Source organism: Saccharopolyspora pogona (genome assembly GCF_014697215.1).
In the GTDB taxonomy this organism is placed as follows: domain Bacteria; phylum Actinomycetota; class Actinomycetes; order Mycobacteriales; family Pseudonocardiaceae; genus Saccharopolyspora; species Saccharopolyspora hattusasensis.
Genome location: NZ_CP031142.1, coordinates 5,382,271 through 5,397,899 on the forward strand (window position 1 = coordinate 5,382,271; position 15,629 = coordinate 5,397,899).

Genomic DNA, 15,629 nt, shown 5'->3' on the forward strand with positions numbered 1-15,629 from the left:
TCAACCGGCGGCGCGGCCGTTCGGTCTGGGCAGGCCTCGGGTGTTGGCGGCCTTGACGAACTCGGCTCGGGGGTCGTGCAGTTCGCCGAGCGCGACGACCTGGCGGGGGAACGGCAGTTCCAGCAGCCAGTCGCCGAGGATTCGGGCCTTGTGGGATGCGGTCGGCATCCTCATCAGGTGGTAGCCGCGGTGCAGCAGCCACGCCGGGAGGCCCTTGAGCTTGACCCCGTAGACCTCGGCTGCGCCCTGGAACAGGCCGAGCCCCGCCACCGACCCCGCGTACTTGTGCTTGTAGTTCACGAGTTGTTCGCCGCGCAGCATCGCGAGGATGTTGTCGGCCAGCACCCTGGCCTGCCGGATCGCGTGCTGCGCCGACGGGCTGCACAGGGCGTCCGGGTCGCTGCTGGTCAGGTCCGGGACCGCAGCGCAGTCACCGGCCGAGAACACGTTGTGGGTACCGCGGACCTGGAGCCTCGCCGTGCATTCGACGCGGCCCTTGGCGTCCCTCGGCAGGTCGCTGTCCTCCAGCATCGGGTGCGGCTTTACCCCGGCCGTCCACACCACGGTGTCGGCGTTGAACTCGTCGCCGTCGGAGAGCACCGCGTGACCGTCCACGAAGGACTTCGCGGTGGTGTTCAGCTTCACCTCGATGCCGCGTTCCTCCAGCCGCCCCTTGGTGTACTCGCTCATCGGCGGGCTGACCTCGGGCATGATCCGGCCCATCGCCTCGACCAGCACCCAGCGCATTTCCTGGGCCGAGACCTGCGGGTAGCTGCGGATCGCGTAGCGCGCCATGCTCTCCAGCTCGGCCATCGCCTCGATGCCCGCGTAGCCGCCGCCGACGAACACGAACGTCAGCAGCCTGCGACGGAGCCGTTCGTCGGTGGTGCTGGCGGCGATGTCCAATCTGGACAGCACGTGGTTGCGCAGGTAGATCGCCTCGCCGATGGTCTTGAACCCGACGCCCTGCTCGGCCAGGCCCGGGATGGGCAGCGCCCGCGAGATCGAGCCGGGCACGACCACCAGCATGTCGTAGCCGAAGTGCTCGACCTTGCCGTCGCCGAGGGTCGCGGTCAGCCGCTGCTGGGCGTGGTCGATGCCGGAGACCTCCGCGGTCAGCACCTCGCAGTTGCGCAGTGCCTCCCGTAGCGGCACCACCACGTGCCGCGGTTCGAGCGAGCCGGCCGCGGCCTCCGGCAGGAACGGCTGGTAGGTCATGTGCGGTTGGGTGTCGATCACCGTGACCTTGGCTTCGCCGGGTTTCATCTTCCGCTGCAGGCGCAGCGCGAGGGTCAGGCCGACGTGTCCGCCGCCGATGATCACGACGCGTGGCTCAGGCATGTTGCGGCCCTCCTCTCGCACCGGAGCGGGTGCGGCGGGGATCCACCTCGCGTTCCGGGTGGCGCCGCAGGTACTCCTGTTCGAGCTCGAACGTGCGCGCCGTGTGCTCCCGCAGCGCATCCGGCGAGCCGTGCAGGAAGGTCTCGTTGCGGGTCTGGTGCAGGTGGCGCAGCTCCTGCAGCAGAAGTTCCTCGGCCAGCTCGCTGCCAGGAATTCCGGTGGTCGTGCTCATGTCGTCCTCCCGCATCGGCAGGCAGGCGGCGTCACGATGCCGCGGGGTCACGACGTCAGTGCCGGGATACCCGACGATCCGCGACCGGACACCTGCCCCTCGTGCCTCCAGCCTGTGGGGCGGCGGGCCGTTCGGCGACTCGATCGAGTTCGCCTGATCCGGACCGGGACCGGCGCGCGGTCGAGGGCGGCGATTTCGCGCGAAATCGGCGTTCGCCACGCCTGGCGGGTGGCGATTTCGCGCGAAATCGCCACCCCCTCCTCACCTGGGAAGGATCTCGGGGCTCAAGCCGCCTCGATGGTGGGTTCGGCGCGGGGCGGGGTGGCCGGGCGGGTCTCCGGGGCGCCGATCCAGGCCAGCAGGCCGAGCACCGCGGTGAAGCCGGTGACGGCGAACGCCGCGCCGTAGGACATCGTGTCGGCGAGCACGCCGGCGATCAGCGGGCCGAGGATCGCGCCGAAGTCGGCGGACATCTGGAACGCGGCCAGCACCGGACCGCCCTTGCCCTTCGCGCCGATGATGTCGGCGACCGCGGCGCTCTGGGCGGGGTTGAGAATTCCGGCGCCCATGCCCGCGACCAGCGACGCGGCGAGGAACCACGGGACGGAGTCGGTGACGCCGAGCAACGCGGTGGCCAGACCGGAGACCGCGAGCCCGATGAGCACCAGCGGCTTGCGGCCGCGCTTGTCCGCGATCCGGCCCGACAGCAGCAGCACCGCGGCGTTGCCCAGCGCGAACACGGACAGCGCGATGCCGGCCATTGACTGGGTGGAGCGCAGGGCTTCGACCACGAACAGCGGGACCAGCGCGATGCGGACGCCGAAAACGGCCCAGCCGTTGCTGAAGTTCGACAGCATCGCCGCCCGGTAGGCGCGGTGGCGCAGCGCTTGGCCGACCGTCATCGTCGGCACGCCGGTGTCGGTCCGCGGCGCGGCCAGCGTGGACTTCCGCAGCATCAGCCAACCGATGAAGGCCGCGACGAACAACGCGATCCCGTAGGTGACGAACGGCAGGCGCAACGAGTAGCCGATCATGATGCCGCCGATGATCGGCCCGGAGACGTTGCCCAGCAGGAAACTCGTCGCCCACACGCCGGAAGCGCGACCGCGCAGGTGCGGCGGGGCGAGGCGGACCAGCAGCGCCACGGCCGACACCGTGAACATCGTCGATCCCGTGCCGCCGAGGGCGCGGAAGATCAGCAACTGCCAGTAGGAACCCGCGAATGCGCAGGCGGCGGTGCTGATACCGACGATGCTGATGCCCCACACGTAGATGGAGCGCTCGCCGAAGAACGACACCAGGCGACCGCTGACCGGCGCGAATGCCAGCCGCATCAGGGCGAACGCGCTGATCACGAGGGAGGCGCCGGTGACACCGACGTCGAAGCTGGTGGCGAATGTCGGCAGCGCGGGCGCGACGATGCCCATTCCGACGGCGACGATGAAGCTGCCGACGACGAGGACCCAGATCTCGCGGGGGAGGGAACCGATGCCGGAATCGCCGGCGGTCTCGACGGGTTCGGTGGTCTCGTCCGCCGTTGCCGAACTGCTCGACACCGCTCCTCCAACGTATTTAGGCAAACTAAGCGAAACATGCGGCTGCGGCGCGGTCAATCGAGCAACCGCGCCGCAGCGACTGTTTCGTGAGTGTTAACCGCCCTCTTCGCGCCGCTATTCCGGCTGACGTTCTGTTTCTGAAGCGGCGCAGCCGCTCAGCCCACGCTCGCAACCGGCACCGGCGCGGGTGCTCAACAGTGTCCTGCGGGAACACCCCGCACCCCGCTATTTCGCGGGGACAGCCCCGACGTGGTTGGCATTCATGATGTCGGGGATCCCACAGCGCGACGGCCCCTGAAGTTCCGCCGCCTGCACCGCCACACAAACTGGGTTGAGAACAAGCTCCAAGCGGTCTTCGTCACAGCAGATCGTCGATCCGGCGCGCGTAGGCGGTCACCGCGTAGACCACCTCGAAGCCGCAGGCCTCCGCGAACCGCTCCGCCGTCCCGCCCTCTTCGGTGTGCGCCGCGACCAGCAGCGCTCCGCGCCCGCGCAGTTCGTCGACGACGTCCGCGACCAGTTCCCTCCCGACGCCGCGGCGCCGCCGGCCGGGCCGCACGACCACCTGCTCGACCAGGCCGATGCCGCGCTCGATGAAGCCCTGGGCGAATCCGGCGATGCGATCGGCGCCGGGGTCGTCGACGACGCGCAGCACGCAGCGCGGGTCGTCGATTCGGTGTCCGAAGTTGCGCAGCAGCAGCCGCTCGTCCGGGTCGGAGAGCCCGGCGTCGTCGGCGATCAGGTCCACGATCTGGGGCAGGTCGCGGTCCACGGCTGGACGCGCCCCTCCCCTGGTGTCCTGGCGGAACCGGTGCAGCAGCGCCACGAGTTCTTCCACCGCGCGCCAACCGGCGTCGTCAGCGATGCCCTCGATCTCCGCGACCGTGGTCGGCGAGGCGTAGACGACGGCCTCGGCGCGGCCCGCCTCGGCGAAGACCTGCTCCAGTTCCAGCAGGGTTCCGGCGATCCCCGCGAGGGTTCCCCACAGGGCGCACGCGTGGTTCGCGGCGGGCAAGGGGTTGTCCTGGTTGAGCACCACCGTCGCCGCGCCGACCCGGGTGCGCAGCCCGTAGCGCACGACGGCCGATGCCAGTCGCGCGGTCTCGACCAGCCCTGCGAGGTCGCGGGCCTGCCTGGGGTGCAGCAGGGCTTCGTCGTCGGGGTCGTGCAGCGGATCCACCCGTTCATTGTCCCCGCCCCGTGCAACCCAGCGTTCAGCCGGACCGTTGAGGCAGGATGGAACGCTGTGAGCACGCCCGCACAACTCGCCGAGGAACTGCTGGCCGTCCTGTTCGACGCAGACCCGGTCGGCGCGACGCTCTACGGCATCCGGGACCGCGACGACCAGCTGGCGGACATATCAGCAGGGACCGAGCTCGCGCTGCGGGAACGCGCGGAGAACATCCGGGTCCGGGCAATGGCGGTGGACACCGCGCACGCCGATCTGGAGCAGCGGCTGACCATCGCGGTGGTCGTGCAGCAGGCGCAGGCGCTGGTCGACCAGTTCGACGCCCGCTCCCCCGAGTACACCGTGATCGGGAACCTGTTCGCGCCGGTCGCGGGCGTGCTGTTCCAGCTGGGCCAGGTGCCTGTCGCCGACGCGCAGCAGGCCGAGGACTTCTTGCTGCGGCTGCGGCAGATCCCCGAGTTCACCGCTGCCGCCGCGCAGCGGCACCGCGAAGGAGTCGCCGCCGGACGGGTCCCGGTTCGACCGCTCGTCGGCAACGCGATCGAGCACCTCGACGGCTACCTCGCCGCGCCCGACGCCGACCCGCTGCTCACCCCGGAACTATCCGGCGCGTCGGTGGAGGAGGAGCGAAAGCGGCTGCTGGTCGACGTGGTGCATCCGGCGCTGCGGGAGTACCGGAACGTGCTCGCCGCCGAGATCGCCCAGCACTCGCGCCCCGCCGAGCAGCCCGGGCTGTGCTGGATCAACGGCGGCCGCGAGATCTACCGGCGACTGGTGCACAGCCAGACCACCACGGAGCACACCCCGGAAGAGCTGCACGAGAGCGGGCGGACCCACCTCTCGTCGCTGCGCGGCGAGATCGGCGAACTCGGCGCGAAGATCTGGGGCGAATCCGATCCCGATGCGGTGCTGCGCAGGCTGCAGGCGGACCCGGCGTTGTACTGGCGGGACGGCGAAGAGCTGCTGACCGCCGCGCGCAGCGCGATCACCAGGGCCGAAGCCGTGGCGCCGCGGTGGTTCGGGCGGCTGCCGAGCCGGCCGTGCGAGGTGCGCCCGGTGCCCGGCACCGCGTCGGCCAGCACACCAATCGGCGTCTACCTGGCGCCGGCGCTGGACGGTTCGCGGCCCGGCGTGTACTTCGCCAACACCGAGCAGGCCGAGCAGCGGCCTCGGTTCGCCTCCGAGGTGATCGCCTTCCACGAGGTCGTGCCCGGTCACCACCTGCAGTTCAGCCTGGCCCAGGACCGTACCGACCTGCCGCTGCTGCGCAGGCTGATCAGCATCACCGCCTACACCGAGGGCTGGGGCCTCTACACCGAGCGGCTGGCCGACGAGATGGGGCTGTACTCCGACGACCTGGCGCGGCTGGGCATGGTGGTGCAGGACCTGCTGCGGGCCGCGCGGCTGGTCGTCGACACCGGACTGCACGAGTTCGGTTGGGGCCGGCAGCAGGCGCTGGACTACCTGCTCGCGCACACCACGCTGTCCCGGCTGGAGGCCTCGTCCGAGATCGACCGCTACATCAGCATTCCCGGCCAGGCGTTGTCGTACCTGGTGGGGCGCTTGGAGATCGAGCGGATCCGGCGCACGGCCCGCGACCGGCTCGGCGCCGCCTTCGACATCCGCCGGTTCCACGACGCGATCCTGGGGCACGGCGCACTGCCGCTGTCCACATTGGACGTGCTTGTCCGCGAGGAACTCGCCTGACTCCTGCGACATCCAGGTGATCCGATCCGAGACCGCCCGAAAACGACACGCAACGCATTAATGTCGATACCGAGCGTGCTCGAACCGTGGTCAACCACGCGGCGGCTGCGGCCGCCGACTTGAGCGGGTTTCCCACCGGATCCCGAAGGCGTCATGAGCGGCGATTTCGACCCCCTCGCTCAGGTGCGCCGACCGGATGTGGGCGCCCCACGAGATACGGAGGCGCCGTGACCGGGACCTTCCACCGCCGCCAGGAAAGACTGCGCCGCGAAGCCGAGGAGGAGCTGCGCGACCGGCTGCTGCCGACGTGGCAGAACCGCGTGCTGCAGCGATTCGTGGTGGAGCGCGACAGCGGTTGGTACACGCTGCTCAACCAATTCGCGCCGCACACCCCGGGTAACCGCCCCGACGCCGTGCTCGTCGGGCCGCTCGGGGTGCTGGTGGTCCTGCTGCGCGAAAGCGAACCCGAGTGGGAGGCCGCGCGGGCGGCGTTCGTGTGGACCGCGGAGCTGTTGGCCGGCGCGTCGATCGGCTCGGGCATGTTGACCGAATCGGTGGCCCGGACCGTGGTCGTGCATCCCGCCGGCTTCAAGGGCCGGCGCGGGCACACCGGCGAGCACCTCACCGTCACCGAGGCCGAACTGGACCGGCTCCTGCGGCGCGGCGACCAGGTGCTGACGGGTGAAAAGGCGCTGGCCGTCGCCCGCCACCTGGACACCCTCACCTTCGATCTGACGCCGATCATGTGGAATCCGCAGCGGATCCCGCAGCAGCGCGCCCCCGCCCAGCGGGGGCGCCCGGCCGGGCCGTTCGGCGTCCACGACCTGCGCCGCGAGCAGGTCGTGGACGCCTTGGACCGGCCGTTCCGGGACTGGCGGATCTTCCTGGACGACGCCCAGCTCGCCGCGGTCCGGCGGCACTACTCCGGTCCGGCGCGGATCACCGGCCCGGCGGGCACCGGCAAGTCCGTGCTGGCCCTGCACCGGTTGGCCCACCTGGCGCGGCGGTCCACCGGGAAGCTGCTGTTCACCACGCACCTACGCAATCTGCCGTTGATCGCCGAGGCGCAGTTCCGGTCGCTGGCGCCGCAGCTCGCGGCGCGCATCGAGTTCACCCACCTGCAATCCTGGGCGTGGGACTTCCTGGCCGGGCGCGGGCGGGCCGCCGAGGTCGACGAGCAGCAGGTGGAGCAGGCCTTCGACGCGGTGTGGCAGCGCAGCGAGCTGACCGCGCCGCTGCGGAAATTCCGCGGTGCGCGCGGCTATTGGAAGGACGAGATCGACCGGGTGATCAAGGGGCGCGGGATCCGCTCGCTGGAGATCTACCGGGCGGTTCCGCGCAAGGGTCGCGGCGTGAACCTGCCGGCCGAGTTCCGGGCCCACGTCTGGCAGTTCTACTGCGAGTACGAGCGCGCGCTGTCCGAGCGGGGCGTGTTCGACCAAAACGACGTGCTGATGCGGGCGCTGGCGGAGCTCGAACGCCGTCCGCTGCCCCGGCAGTACACCGCGGTGGTCGTCGACGAGGTCCAGGACCTGACGCTGATCGGGCTGCGGCTGGTGCACGCGATCAGCGGCGACGGGCCGAACCAGCTGCTGCTCGTCGGCGACGGCCAGCAGCAGGTGTACGCCGGTGGCTGGCGGCTGTCCGAAGCCGGGATCTCGTTGCAGGGGCGCGGGGAGATCCTGCGGCGCAACTACCGGAACCGGACCGCGATCGTCGAGCAGGCCGGGGAGCTCGACGCGATCAACCGGTTCGACGACCTCGACGGTGGTCCGGCGGTCCCGCTGCGCTCGGCGCTGCCGGTGCTGCGCGGCGGGCGGGTCGTCGAGTGGCAGGGCAACGACCAGGACGAGGCGCTGGTATCCGCGCTGCGGCGGCTCGGCGACGGCTCTGCGGCGGCGGTGCTCACCCGCACCAACGGCGCGGCCGAGCACTGGGAGAAGGTGCTTCGCGCAGCGGGTTTCGCGGTTCGGCCGCTGGACCGCTGGGATGGGCGAGATTCCGAGCCGATCCACGTCGGGACCGTGCACCACGCCAAGGGCACCGAGTTCCGCAGCGTGTTCCTGCCCGACGAACCGCTGTTGTCCGGCGGCCACCGGGAAGAACGCGAAGCGTTGCACCGGCAACGCCTGGTCGCGGTAACCCGAGCCCGCGACTTCCTCTGGATGGGCGCCGTCGTCGCTTCGTGAGTGCTGGATCCGGTTCTTACCGGACTCAGCACTCACGAGTTTTCTTGCGCCAGGCGCACGAGAGCCGCGGCGTCCTCCGGGGGCAGGGAACCCCAGCGCTCGGCGACCTGCGCGTTGAAGGCTTCGCGGAGCTTGCCCCCCAGGGCCATGCCCTCGTCGGTCAGGCTGAGCCGGCTGATCCGGCGGTCGTTGCGGTCCGTCACGCGGGCTAGCAGACCGCGTCGTTCCAGGCGGTCGACCATGCCGGTGATGTTGGTCTTGTCGCAGCCCAGCAACGCCGCGAGCTCGCCGGAGGACGGGGCGCGGTCCTTGAGCAGGCACAGCAGCTCGACCTGTTGCGCTGTCAGCCCGAAGTGGCGGGCGATGGCCGCGTAGAGCCCGCGCAGTTCGCGGTGCAACGCCATCAGGGAGCGCAAAAAGTCCGGGTCCATCGCCGCAGGCTACCTCGACGGTTGACATCCTCGACAAATTTAGTCGAGTATTTCGACTGATGACGACATCGACCAGTGGAGGCGGACTTGAGCAAGGTTGCCCTAGTGACGGGAAGCTCGCGCGGCATCGGCCGGGCCATCGCCGAGCGGCTCGGCGCCGACGGCATGAGCGTGGTCGTCAACTACCGAGCCGACCGGGCCGCCGCTGACGAGGTCGTCGCCAAGATCGAGGCCAGTTGCGGGCGAGCGACAGCGGTGCAGGCCGACGTCACCGACCCCGCGCAGCTGCGCGACCTGTTCGACGCTGCACAAGGGCATTTCGGCGGCCTCGACGTCCTGGTGAACAACGTCGGCACCGCCCGTTTCTCGCCCGTCGCCGAGGCCTCCGACGAGGACTTCGACGTGCTGTTCGACACCAACGCCCGCGCCACCTTCACGGCCCTGCGGGAGGCGGCGAACCGGCTGCGCGACGGCGGCCGGATCGTGGTGATCTCCAGCGGTGTCACGGCGGCGAACCGGCCCGGCACCGGCCTCTACGGCGCGGCCAAGGCCGCCGGCGACCAGCTGGTGCGAGTGCTGGCGAAGGAACTCGGACCGCGCCGGATCACCGTGAACAGCGTGCGACCCGGCGCAACACGCACCGATGCCCTGGCCGAACTGCAGCCCGAATCGGTCCTCGAGCAGATGGCCGCGCAGACCCCGCTGGGCCGCATCGCCGAGCCCGCCGACATCGCCGACATCGCGGCGTTCCTGGCCTCCGAAGACAGCCGGTGGGTCACCGGCCAGATGATCCACGCCGGCGGCGGCACCTTCTGAACGCCTGACCTGGACGATTTCTTTGAGCGTTTTCCAACCTCTTCTTGCGTTGCGGTGCGGTGCCGGTTGCGGGGGTGGGCCAAGGCAGCTACGCCGCTTACGGCAGCCCCCGTACCGCGGGACTTCAGGTGTCGCGGCGGCAGATCGACCAGGATGAAAATGCTCAATGGAAATCAGAGCTCTGATTTCCATTGCAATCGCAGAACTCACCGCAGGCTTCCGGTGCCCAGCGGGGCGAACTCGCGCAGCGCCTGGTCCACCCGGGCCAGGGTGCCGGCGGGCAGGCCGATCCGGGCCGCTTCGAGGTTCTCCGCGATGTGCGCCGGCGTCCGCGATCCCGGGATCGGCACCACGGCCGGATCCTGGCGCAGCAGCCAGGAAAGCGCGAGCTGACCGGGCGTGATGCCGAGTTCCGCGGCCAGCGACCGGATCGGCGTGTAGCGGCCGTTGTTGGCGGCCAGGCGCGCCGCGTCGAAGCGTGGGATGTTGCGCCGGAAGTCGTCCTCGGCGACCTCCCGCACGGTGCCGGTGAGGAATCCGCCGCCCAGCGGGCTCCACGCGACGACGCCCACCCCGAGTTCGCGCGGCGGCGAGCAGGTCCGCGTCGATCGGCTGCGCCGCGCAGCGGTTGTTCGTCTCCCAGCCCGCGCTGTCCAAGCAGATCCGGGTGCTCGAACGCGGGCTGGGCTTCGACCTGTTCGAGCGCCGAGCCCGCGACGTCGTGCTGACCCCGCAAGGCGAAGTGCTGCTGCTCGAAGCCACCGCGAGTCGCGGAGCTGTCCCCGGCGGAACTCGCCATCGCGTGGCGCACCGAGGACACGCGCCCAGGATCCAAGCCTTCCTCGCCGCCTTGGAAGACACCCCAGCCGAGAACCCGTGAGCACTTTTCGGTGCTGTAGAGGCTGTTCTGGCTGCCGGTTCCGCTGGCGGTTCCAGCGGGAGTGGCCTGGTCCTGCCTCCCCAACCGGTGTGAAGCGAACGGCCCGTTCACGTCAATAGACGACACAACCGGTCCGTTCACTCCACCCACCCAACACCAGACCCCAGGCCGCTGATGTGAAGCGAACGGATCGGTCACATCCATAGACGACACAAACGGTCCGTTCACTCCACACCAGGACCTTCCAGAACGCCTCTACAGCGCCCAGCACGCTCACGGCACCTGGCCAGCGGTAACCGCCGCACAGCCCCGAATTCCCGGCCCGCTTCGACCGTCGATCAACGCCACCCGCCCGACCAGCATGTGGGATCGGCGCCAGAACGGGAATTCTCCGTCGCCGCAAGGCGTCTCCCAACGAGTCGATCCCAGAACCCGCGCAGGTTGGGTGTCCTGACTGGCGCTCACCCCGTTCCCGGCGACGTGCGCGACCACTTAGGAGAAATCTTGACCGCTGTCCCGCATGCTCCCCAGGTCGGCGCGCCCGACCAACCCGGGCGCTTATCGCGCGCCGCCGCGTTCTGGACCCTCGCTGCCACACTGCTGACGTTCATGTGCGCTGCCGCGGCCCCGTCGCCTCTCTACTCCGTCTACGAGGCCGAATGGCACTTCTCCGCGATCACGCTGACGGTGGTCTTCGCGGTTTACGCGATCGCGCTGCTCGCCGCGCTCGTCACCGTCGGCGCTCTCTCCGACCACGTCGGTCGCCGCCCGGCGCTGCTCGCCGCGCTCGCCATCCAGGCCGTCGCCATGGTCGCGTTCATCGCCGCCGACGGCAGCGGCTGGCTGCTGGCCGCACGCATCTTGCAAGGCATCGCAACGGGTTTGGCGACGGGCGCGACCAGTGCCTGCCTGGTGGACCTCCGCCCGCAGCTCGCCCCGCTGATCAACACCACCACCCCAGGCATCGGCCTCGGGGCCGGCGCGATCGGCTCGGGCCTGCTCGTCGAGTACGCGCCCGCCCCGACCACCCTGGTCTACGTGCTGCTCCTCGCGGCGTGCGCGGCGGCGGCCGTCGGCGTCGCGCTGATGCCCGAGACGTCGCCGCGGCGGCCCGGCGCCCTGGCCTCGCTGCGGCCGGAGTTCGGCGTCCCGGGCAACGCCCGCGGCCGATTCCTCGCCGTGGTGCCGATCCTCATCACCACCTGGTCCATGACCGGCTTCTACATGTCGCTCGGCCCGTCCCTGGCCATCGAACTGCTCGGCATCAACAACCACCTGGTGGGCGGGTTCGTGGTCTGCTGCCTGATGGGGACGAGCGCGATGGGCTCGCTGGTGTTCCGCCGGCGGAGCCCGCGCGCCGCGATCATCGCGGGCTCGCCGGTCCTGCTGGTCGGGCTGCTTGGCACCCTCGCCGCGCTGGCCGCGACTTCGGCGCCGTTGTTCTTCGCCAGCACGGTGATCACCGGGTTCGGCTTCGGCGGCGCGTTCCTGGGCGCCTTCGGCAGCGTGTCCCGGCTCGCCGAACCGAACGGGCGCGCAGCCCTGTTCGCGACGGTCTACACGGTCAACTACTCGGCCTTCAGCCTTCCCGCGGTGGCGGCGGGAGTCGCCGTGACGCAGGTCGGTCTGGGCGTGACGGCCAACGCATACGCGATCGCGGTGGCGGTGGTGGCCGCCGTCGGTTTCCTCGCCGCGGTGCGGCTGCTGCCCAAGCACTGACCCGGGCGTCTGGACCAAGTCCACCCCGGCTAAGGGGCCGGATCAGGGTGATCCCCGGGGCGCCACCGGATGTCCGCAGCCGAGGCGACCCGCAACCTGGTGTCCGTGTCGAAAGGAACCTCGCAGCGTTGGCGGCAGGCCGTCGTTTGGCTGCACGTGATCACCTCGGTGGGCTGGATGGCGCAGGCGCTGGTGCTTTTCACCCTGCTGGCAACGAGTTTCACCAGCGACGACCTCGCGGTCCGGATCGGCGCGACCTCGATGGCGCACGTGGTGGACACGCACCTGCTCGCCCCGTTCGCGAACGCCGCGGCGTTCACCGGCTTCATGCTCGCGGCGTCCACGGCCTGGGGCTTCTTCCGGAACTGGTGGGTCATGGTGAAGTTCGCGATCACCGTCGTCCAGCTCTACGCCGGGATCTTCATCCTCTCCGACGCGTTGGAAGGCTCGGTCGAAGCCGCCCGTGCAGGCCTGGTCACCCCGCCGCCGGCGCTGCTCGTCGGCACCGCGCTGATGGCCTCGGCGATCGCCTTCCAGGCGTGGTTGTCCATCGCCAAGCCCTGGCGCCGCACCTCCTGGGCGGCGAAGGCGAAGCTGCCGACCGCCTCGAACCGGGTCTTCGCGGCGGCGGTGGCGGCGCCGCTGATCGACATCGCCACCGGGCTGGTCCTCGGCTTCCCGTCACCGCTGTGCCAGCTCCTCGTCCTGACCGCCCGCCTGATCTCCAGGCACCGGCAGGTCCGGCCTCATCTCGTCGGGAGCCGGTTGGCGTAGATCGCGAGGCTCCCGATCAGCAGCAGGGCGACCATCGAGAGCAGGCCCACCACCGTGCTTCCGGTGGCGTCCTTGACGAAACCGATCAGCGTCGGGCTGAGGAAACCGCCGAGCAGGCCGATGCTGTTGATCAGCGCGATCCCACCGGCCGCGGCCGTGCCCTTCAGGTACGTCGACGGCATCGCCCAGAACAGCGTGTACGACGCCCACATGCACGCCGTCGCGATGACGATGGCGATCAGCGAAACCGCGAAGCTGCTGGCCGTGAAAGCCGCGACCGCGAGCGCGACGGCGCTGATCAGCGCCGTGATCGAGCTGTGCAGGCGGCGTTCACCGGTGCGGTCCGAGCGCCGCCCCAGCACGACCATCAGCACGATCGCGAACGCGTACGGCAGCGCCGAGTAGAGGCCGATCTTGACGGTGTCGGTGAGCCCGTTCTCCTTCAGGATCGTCGGCAGCCAGAAGCTCACCGCGTACAGGCCGCTGATCAGGCAGAAGTACCCGATCGCCAGGGCGTACACCCGCGGGTCGCGCAGCACCTCCCGGAAGCTGCGCGTCCCCTCGTCCCGGTCCACCGCGAGGTCCCGGCGCAGCAGTTCCTTCTCCTCGGCGCTGAGCCACTTCGCCTGGTCAGGGGTGTCGGCCAGCGTCTTCCAGACGACGAACGCGAGCACCACGCACGGCAGGCCTTCCAGCAGGAACATCCACTGCCAGCCGTGCAGTCCGGCGACGCCCTCGAAGTTGGTGATCAGCCACGAGGACACCGGGCCGCCGAGCATCGAGCCGATCGGACCGGGGAGCATCAGCAGACCCATCGCCGCCGCCATCCGCGCCGGCGGGTACCAGTAGGTGAGGTAGAAGATGATGCCGGGCGCGAAACCGGCCTCGAACACGCCGAGCAGGAAGCGCAGCACGTAGAACGTCGTCGCGTCGCTGACGAGCATCATCGCCGCCGAGGTGAGCCCCCAGAGGACCATGATGCGGAAGATCGTCTTGCGGGTGCCGATCTTCTCCAGCAGCAGGTTGCTGGGCACCTCGAAGATCACGTAGCCGAGGAAGAAGATCCCGGCCGCCAGCCCGTAGCCCGACTCGCTGATCCCGACGTCCTCCTGCATGTGCAGCTTGGCGAACCCGATGTTGACGCGGTCCAGGTAGGCGAATGTGTAGCAGAGGATGAGCAACGGCAGGATCCGCCAGCCCACCCGCCGGTAGAGGGCGTCGCGCGCCACGGCAGTGTTGGTCATTCTTGCTCCGTCAGTTGCGGTGGCGACCGAAGATCGGTGCGCCGGGCAGGCAGTCGAGTTGGATCTTCTCGTCGCGGACGACGAAGGCGCCGCCCACGAGCACGTGGTCGATTCCGGTGGCGGTCCGCACCTGGGTGGCGGTGGCGCCGCTGGCGATCGTGTCCGGATCGAACACCACGATGTCTGCGTCGGCGCCGACCTGGATCCGCCCCTTGCGCCGCATCGCGGGTGCCGCGGCTTCCAGGATTTGCGCCGGCAGCAGGGTGCAGCGCCGGACTGCCTCTGCGAGCGGTAGCACGCCGAGCTCGCGGACCAGCCAGCCGAACGTCCGCGCGTAGCAGCCGACGCTGCGCGGGTGGGTGTAGACGTCGTCGGCGACCGGCCAGGTTTCGCCGACCTGCCCCACCAGCGGAACCGCGTCCGAGGCGATCGCCGTGTCGGCGAACAGCAACGAGCGCTGCAACGTCGCCAGATCGGCCGGGTTCGACTCGTCGAGCCAGTCGAAGAGGATCAACGCCCCGGGATCGGCTTCGCGCAGTTCCACCAGCCGCGCCGCGTCCGCGACGCGCTCCCCCGTGGACAGGCAGAGGATGTTCTTCGGGACCATCCCGAGCCGGTGCAGCTGTTCCGGCGCGAGGAAAGCCGCACCGATCACCGTCGACGCCGAACCGTACGGGTACGCCTCCGTGGTGACCTGCAGGCCGTGCCCCCGGGCTCGCTCGATCGCCCCCAAGATGTCGTCGATCATCCGGTTCGAGGTGCTGTTGATGTGGCACATGTGCATGTGCGCGCCGGTCCCGGCCGCCGCCGCGATCACCTCCAGCGCGCCTTCCAGCGAGGTGCCGGGCTCTTCGGTGGAGATGAAGCGGGTGTGGGTGAAGGTCGGCACGCCGAGCCGCGCGGCCAGCGACGCAACAGCGAAGTACTCGTCGCGCCCCGAATCGGGCGCATACCCAACCAGCATCCCGATGCCGAGCGCGCCGTCGTGGATCTGCTCCTCCAGCACGTCCAGCACCCTCGCCACGTCGCGGGCACCGGCCGGGCGGCGCCAGTTCGGCGCGCCCTGGTGCGTTGAGAACATCTCGAACGACGCGCCCAGCTCGACGCCGTCCAGCAGTCGCATCCGGGCCAGCGCCCAACCCGCGGAGTAGCCGAAGTTGATCGGCCGCCCTTCGGCCGCGGCGTCGGCGTAGGCGGTCCGAACCGGCAGCGCGCCCGCCTCCAGTTCCAGCGCCGTGGTGACGCCGTCGAGGGCCTGCAGCCGCAGCCCGGTGACCGTCTGCGCGTGGCTGTGCACGTCGATGAAGCCCGGTGCGAGCACGCGGTTCGAGACGTCGACGATCACGTCCCCGGCCAGGCGATCCGCCGCGACCGCCGCGATCCGGCCGTCGCTGATGCCGACATCGCGCACCCCGTCCAGCCCGGTTTCCGGGTCGATCACCCGCGCGCCCGCCAGGACCAGTTCGAAATGCTGCTCGCCGCCAACCATGCGAAGCAGCGTCGGAGAAACCTCATCACAAGAATCGCATAACGATGGATATTCGCTCCTGT

The 15,629-nt window shown here is 70.2% G+C and carries 13 protein-coding genes and 1 pseudogene; 6 read left to right on the forward strand and 8 right to left on the reverse strand.

The window, feature by feature from the left end; genetic code table 11:
• The 4 genes from DL519_RS24835 to DL519_RS24850 all read right to left on the reverse strand — a co-directional run bounded on the left by DL519_RS24835 (position 1) and on the right by DL519_RS24850 (position 4,309).
• Positions 1-1,341 (reverse strand): NAD(P)/FAD-dependent oxidoreductase, encoded by a 1,341-nt coding sequence (locus DL519_RS24835; RefSeq protein WP_190818352.1) that lies wholly within the window; start codon positions 1,339-1,341, stop codon positions 1-3.
• Entirely contained in the window at positions 1,334-1,573 is a 240-nt protein-coding gene (locus DL519_RS24840) for a DUF6158 family protein (RefSeq protein WP_190818354.1), read from the reverse strand. The genes DL519_RS24835 and DL519_RS24840 overlap by 8 nt, the downstream gene beginning before the upstream one ends.
• A gap of 284 nt (positions 1,574-1,857) precedes the next feature.
• Positions 1,858-3,129: an MFS transporter gene (locus tag DL519_RS24845; RefSeq protein WP_190818356.1), complete on the reverse strand. Its 1,272-nt coding sequence runs from the start codon at positions 3,127-3,129 to the stop codon at positions 1,858-1,860.
• A gap of 358 nt (positions 3,130-3,487) precedes the next feature.
• The gene (locus tag DL519_RS24850) at positions 3,488-4,309 is read right to left on the reverse strand and encodes a GNAT family N-acetyltransferase (RefSeq protein WP_190818358.1); all 822 of its coding nucleotides are present in this window, start codon (positions 4,307-4,309) and stop codon (positions 3,488-3,490) included.
• 66 nt (positions 4,310-4,375) lie between these two features.
• Between DL519_RS24850 and DL519_RS24855 the strand changes: the two genes are divergently transcribed.
• Both DL519_RS24855 and DL519_RS24860 read left to right on the forward strand, forming a co-directional pair.
• Positions 4,376-6,025, forward strand: a complete 1,650-nt coding sequence (locus DL519_RS24855) for a DUF885 domain-containing protein (protein WP_190818360.1) — start codon at positions 4,376-4,378, stop codon at positions 6,023-6,025.
• A 227-nt stretch (positions 6,026-6,252) separates the two neighbouring features.
• On the forward strand, positions 6,253-8,214 hold the full coding sequence (locus DL519_RS24860; protein WP_190818362.1) for a UvrD-helicase domain-containing protein: 1,962 nt from the start codon (positions 6,253-6,255) through the stop codon (positions 8,212-8,214).
• A 32-nt stretch (positions 8,215-8,246) separates the two neighbouring features.
• Here the strand turns inward: DL519_RS24860 and DL519_RS24865 are convergent, their stop codons facing one another.
• Positions 8,247-8,645 (reverse strand): MarR family winged helix-turn-helix transcriptional regulator, encoded by a 399-nt coding sequence (locus DL519_RS24865; RefSeq protein WP_190818364.1) that lies wholly within the window; start codon positions 8,643-8,645, stop codon positions 8,247-8,249.
• Positions 8,646-8,732: 87 nt separating this feature from the next.
• On the opposite strand from DL519_RS24865, the gene DL519_RS24870 reads away from it, so the two are divergent.
• Positions 8,733-9,461 carry an SDR family oxidoreductase gene (locus DL519_RS24870; RefSeq protein ID WP_223839513.1) on the forward strand — a complete coding sequence of 243 codons (729 nt, stop codon included), beginning with the start codon at positions 8,733-8,735 and terminating at the stop codon, positions 9,459-9,461.
• A gap of 206 nt (positions 9,462-9,667) precedes the next feature.
• Here DL519_RS24870 and DL519_RS24875 read toward each other — a convergent pair whose 3' ends face one another.
• Entirely contained in the window at positions 9,668-10,033 is a 366-nt protein-coding gene (locus tag DL519_RS24875; protein ID WP_190818368.1) for an aldo/keto reductase, read from the reverse strand.
• Between DL519_RS24875 and DL519_RS24880 the strand changes: the two genes are divergently transcribed.
• The 3 genes from DL519_RS24880 (at position 9,997) to DL519_RS24890 (ending at position 12,834) form a co-directional block, all read left to right on the forward strand.
• On the forward strand, positions 9,997-10,341 hold the full coding sequence (locus DL519_RS24880; protein ID WP_190824197.1) for a helix-turn-helix domain-containing protein: 345 nt from the start codon (positions 9,997-9,999) through the stop codon (positions 10,339-10,341). The genes DL519_RS24875 and DL519_RS24880 overlap by 37 nt on opposite strands.
• A 504-nt stretch (positions 10,342-10,845) precedes the next feature.
• Positions 10,846-12,060, forward strand: a complete 1,215-nt coding sequence (locus tag DL519_RS24885) for an MFS transporter (RefSeq protein ID WP_223839514.1) — start codon at positions 10,846-10,848, stop codon at positions 12,058-12,060.
• 69 nt (positions 12,061-12,129) lie between these two features.
• On the forward strand, positions 12,130-12,834 hold the full coding sequence (locus DL519_RS24890) for a hypothetical protein (protein ID WP_190818370.1): 705 nt from the start codon (positions 12,130-12,132) through the stop codon (positions 12,832-12,834).
• Here the strand turns inward: DL519_RS24890 and DL519_RS24895 are convergent.
• Positions 12,807-14,078, reverse strand: coding sequence for an MFS transporter (locus DL519_RS24895; RefSeq protein WP_190818372.1), 1,272 nt, complete (start codon positions 14,076-14,078; stop codon positions 12,807-12,809). The genes DL519_RS24890 and DL519_RS24895 overlap by 28 nt on opposite strands.
• 10 nt (positions 14,079-14,088) lie before the next feature.
• A pseudogene (locus DL519_RS24900) lies at positions 14,089-15,579 on the reverse strand (amidohydrolase family protein); the annotation flags it as partial.
• Positions 15,580-15,629: the final 50 nt, after the last annotated feature.

What these genes read in the sequence shown, in the direction of transcription:
- DL519_RS24835 (WP_190818352.1), bottom strand. Translation starts at nt 1,341, where the DNA reads ATGCCTGAGCCACGCGTCGTGATCATCGGCGGCGGACACGTCGGCCTG.
- DL519_RS24840 (WP_190818354.1), bottom strand. Translation starts at nt 1,573, where the DNA reads ATGAGCACGACCACCGGAATTCCTGGCAGCGAGCTGGCCGAGGAACTT.
- DL519_RS24865 (WP_190818364.1), bottom strand. Translation starts at nt 8,645, where the DNA reads ATGGACCCGGACTTTTTGCGCTCCCTGATGGCGTTGCACCGCGAACTG.
- DL519_RS24890 (WP_190818370.1), top strand. Translation starts at nt 12,130, where the DNA reads ATGTCCGCAGCCGAGGCGACCCGCAACCTGGTGTCCGTGTCGAAAGGA.
- DL519_RS24895 (WP_190818372.1), bottom strand. Translation starts at nt 14,078, where the DNA reads ATGACCAACACTGCCGTGGCGCGCGACGCCCTCTACCGGCGGGTGGGC.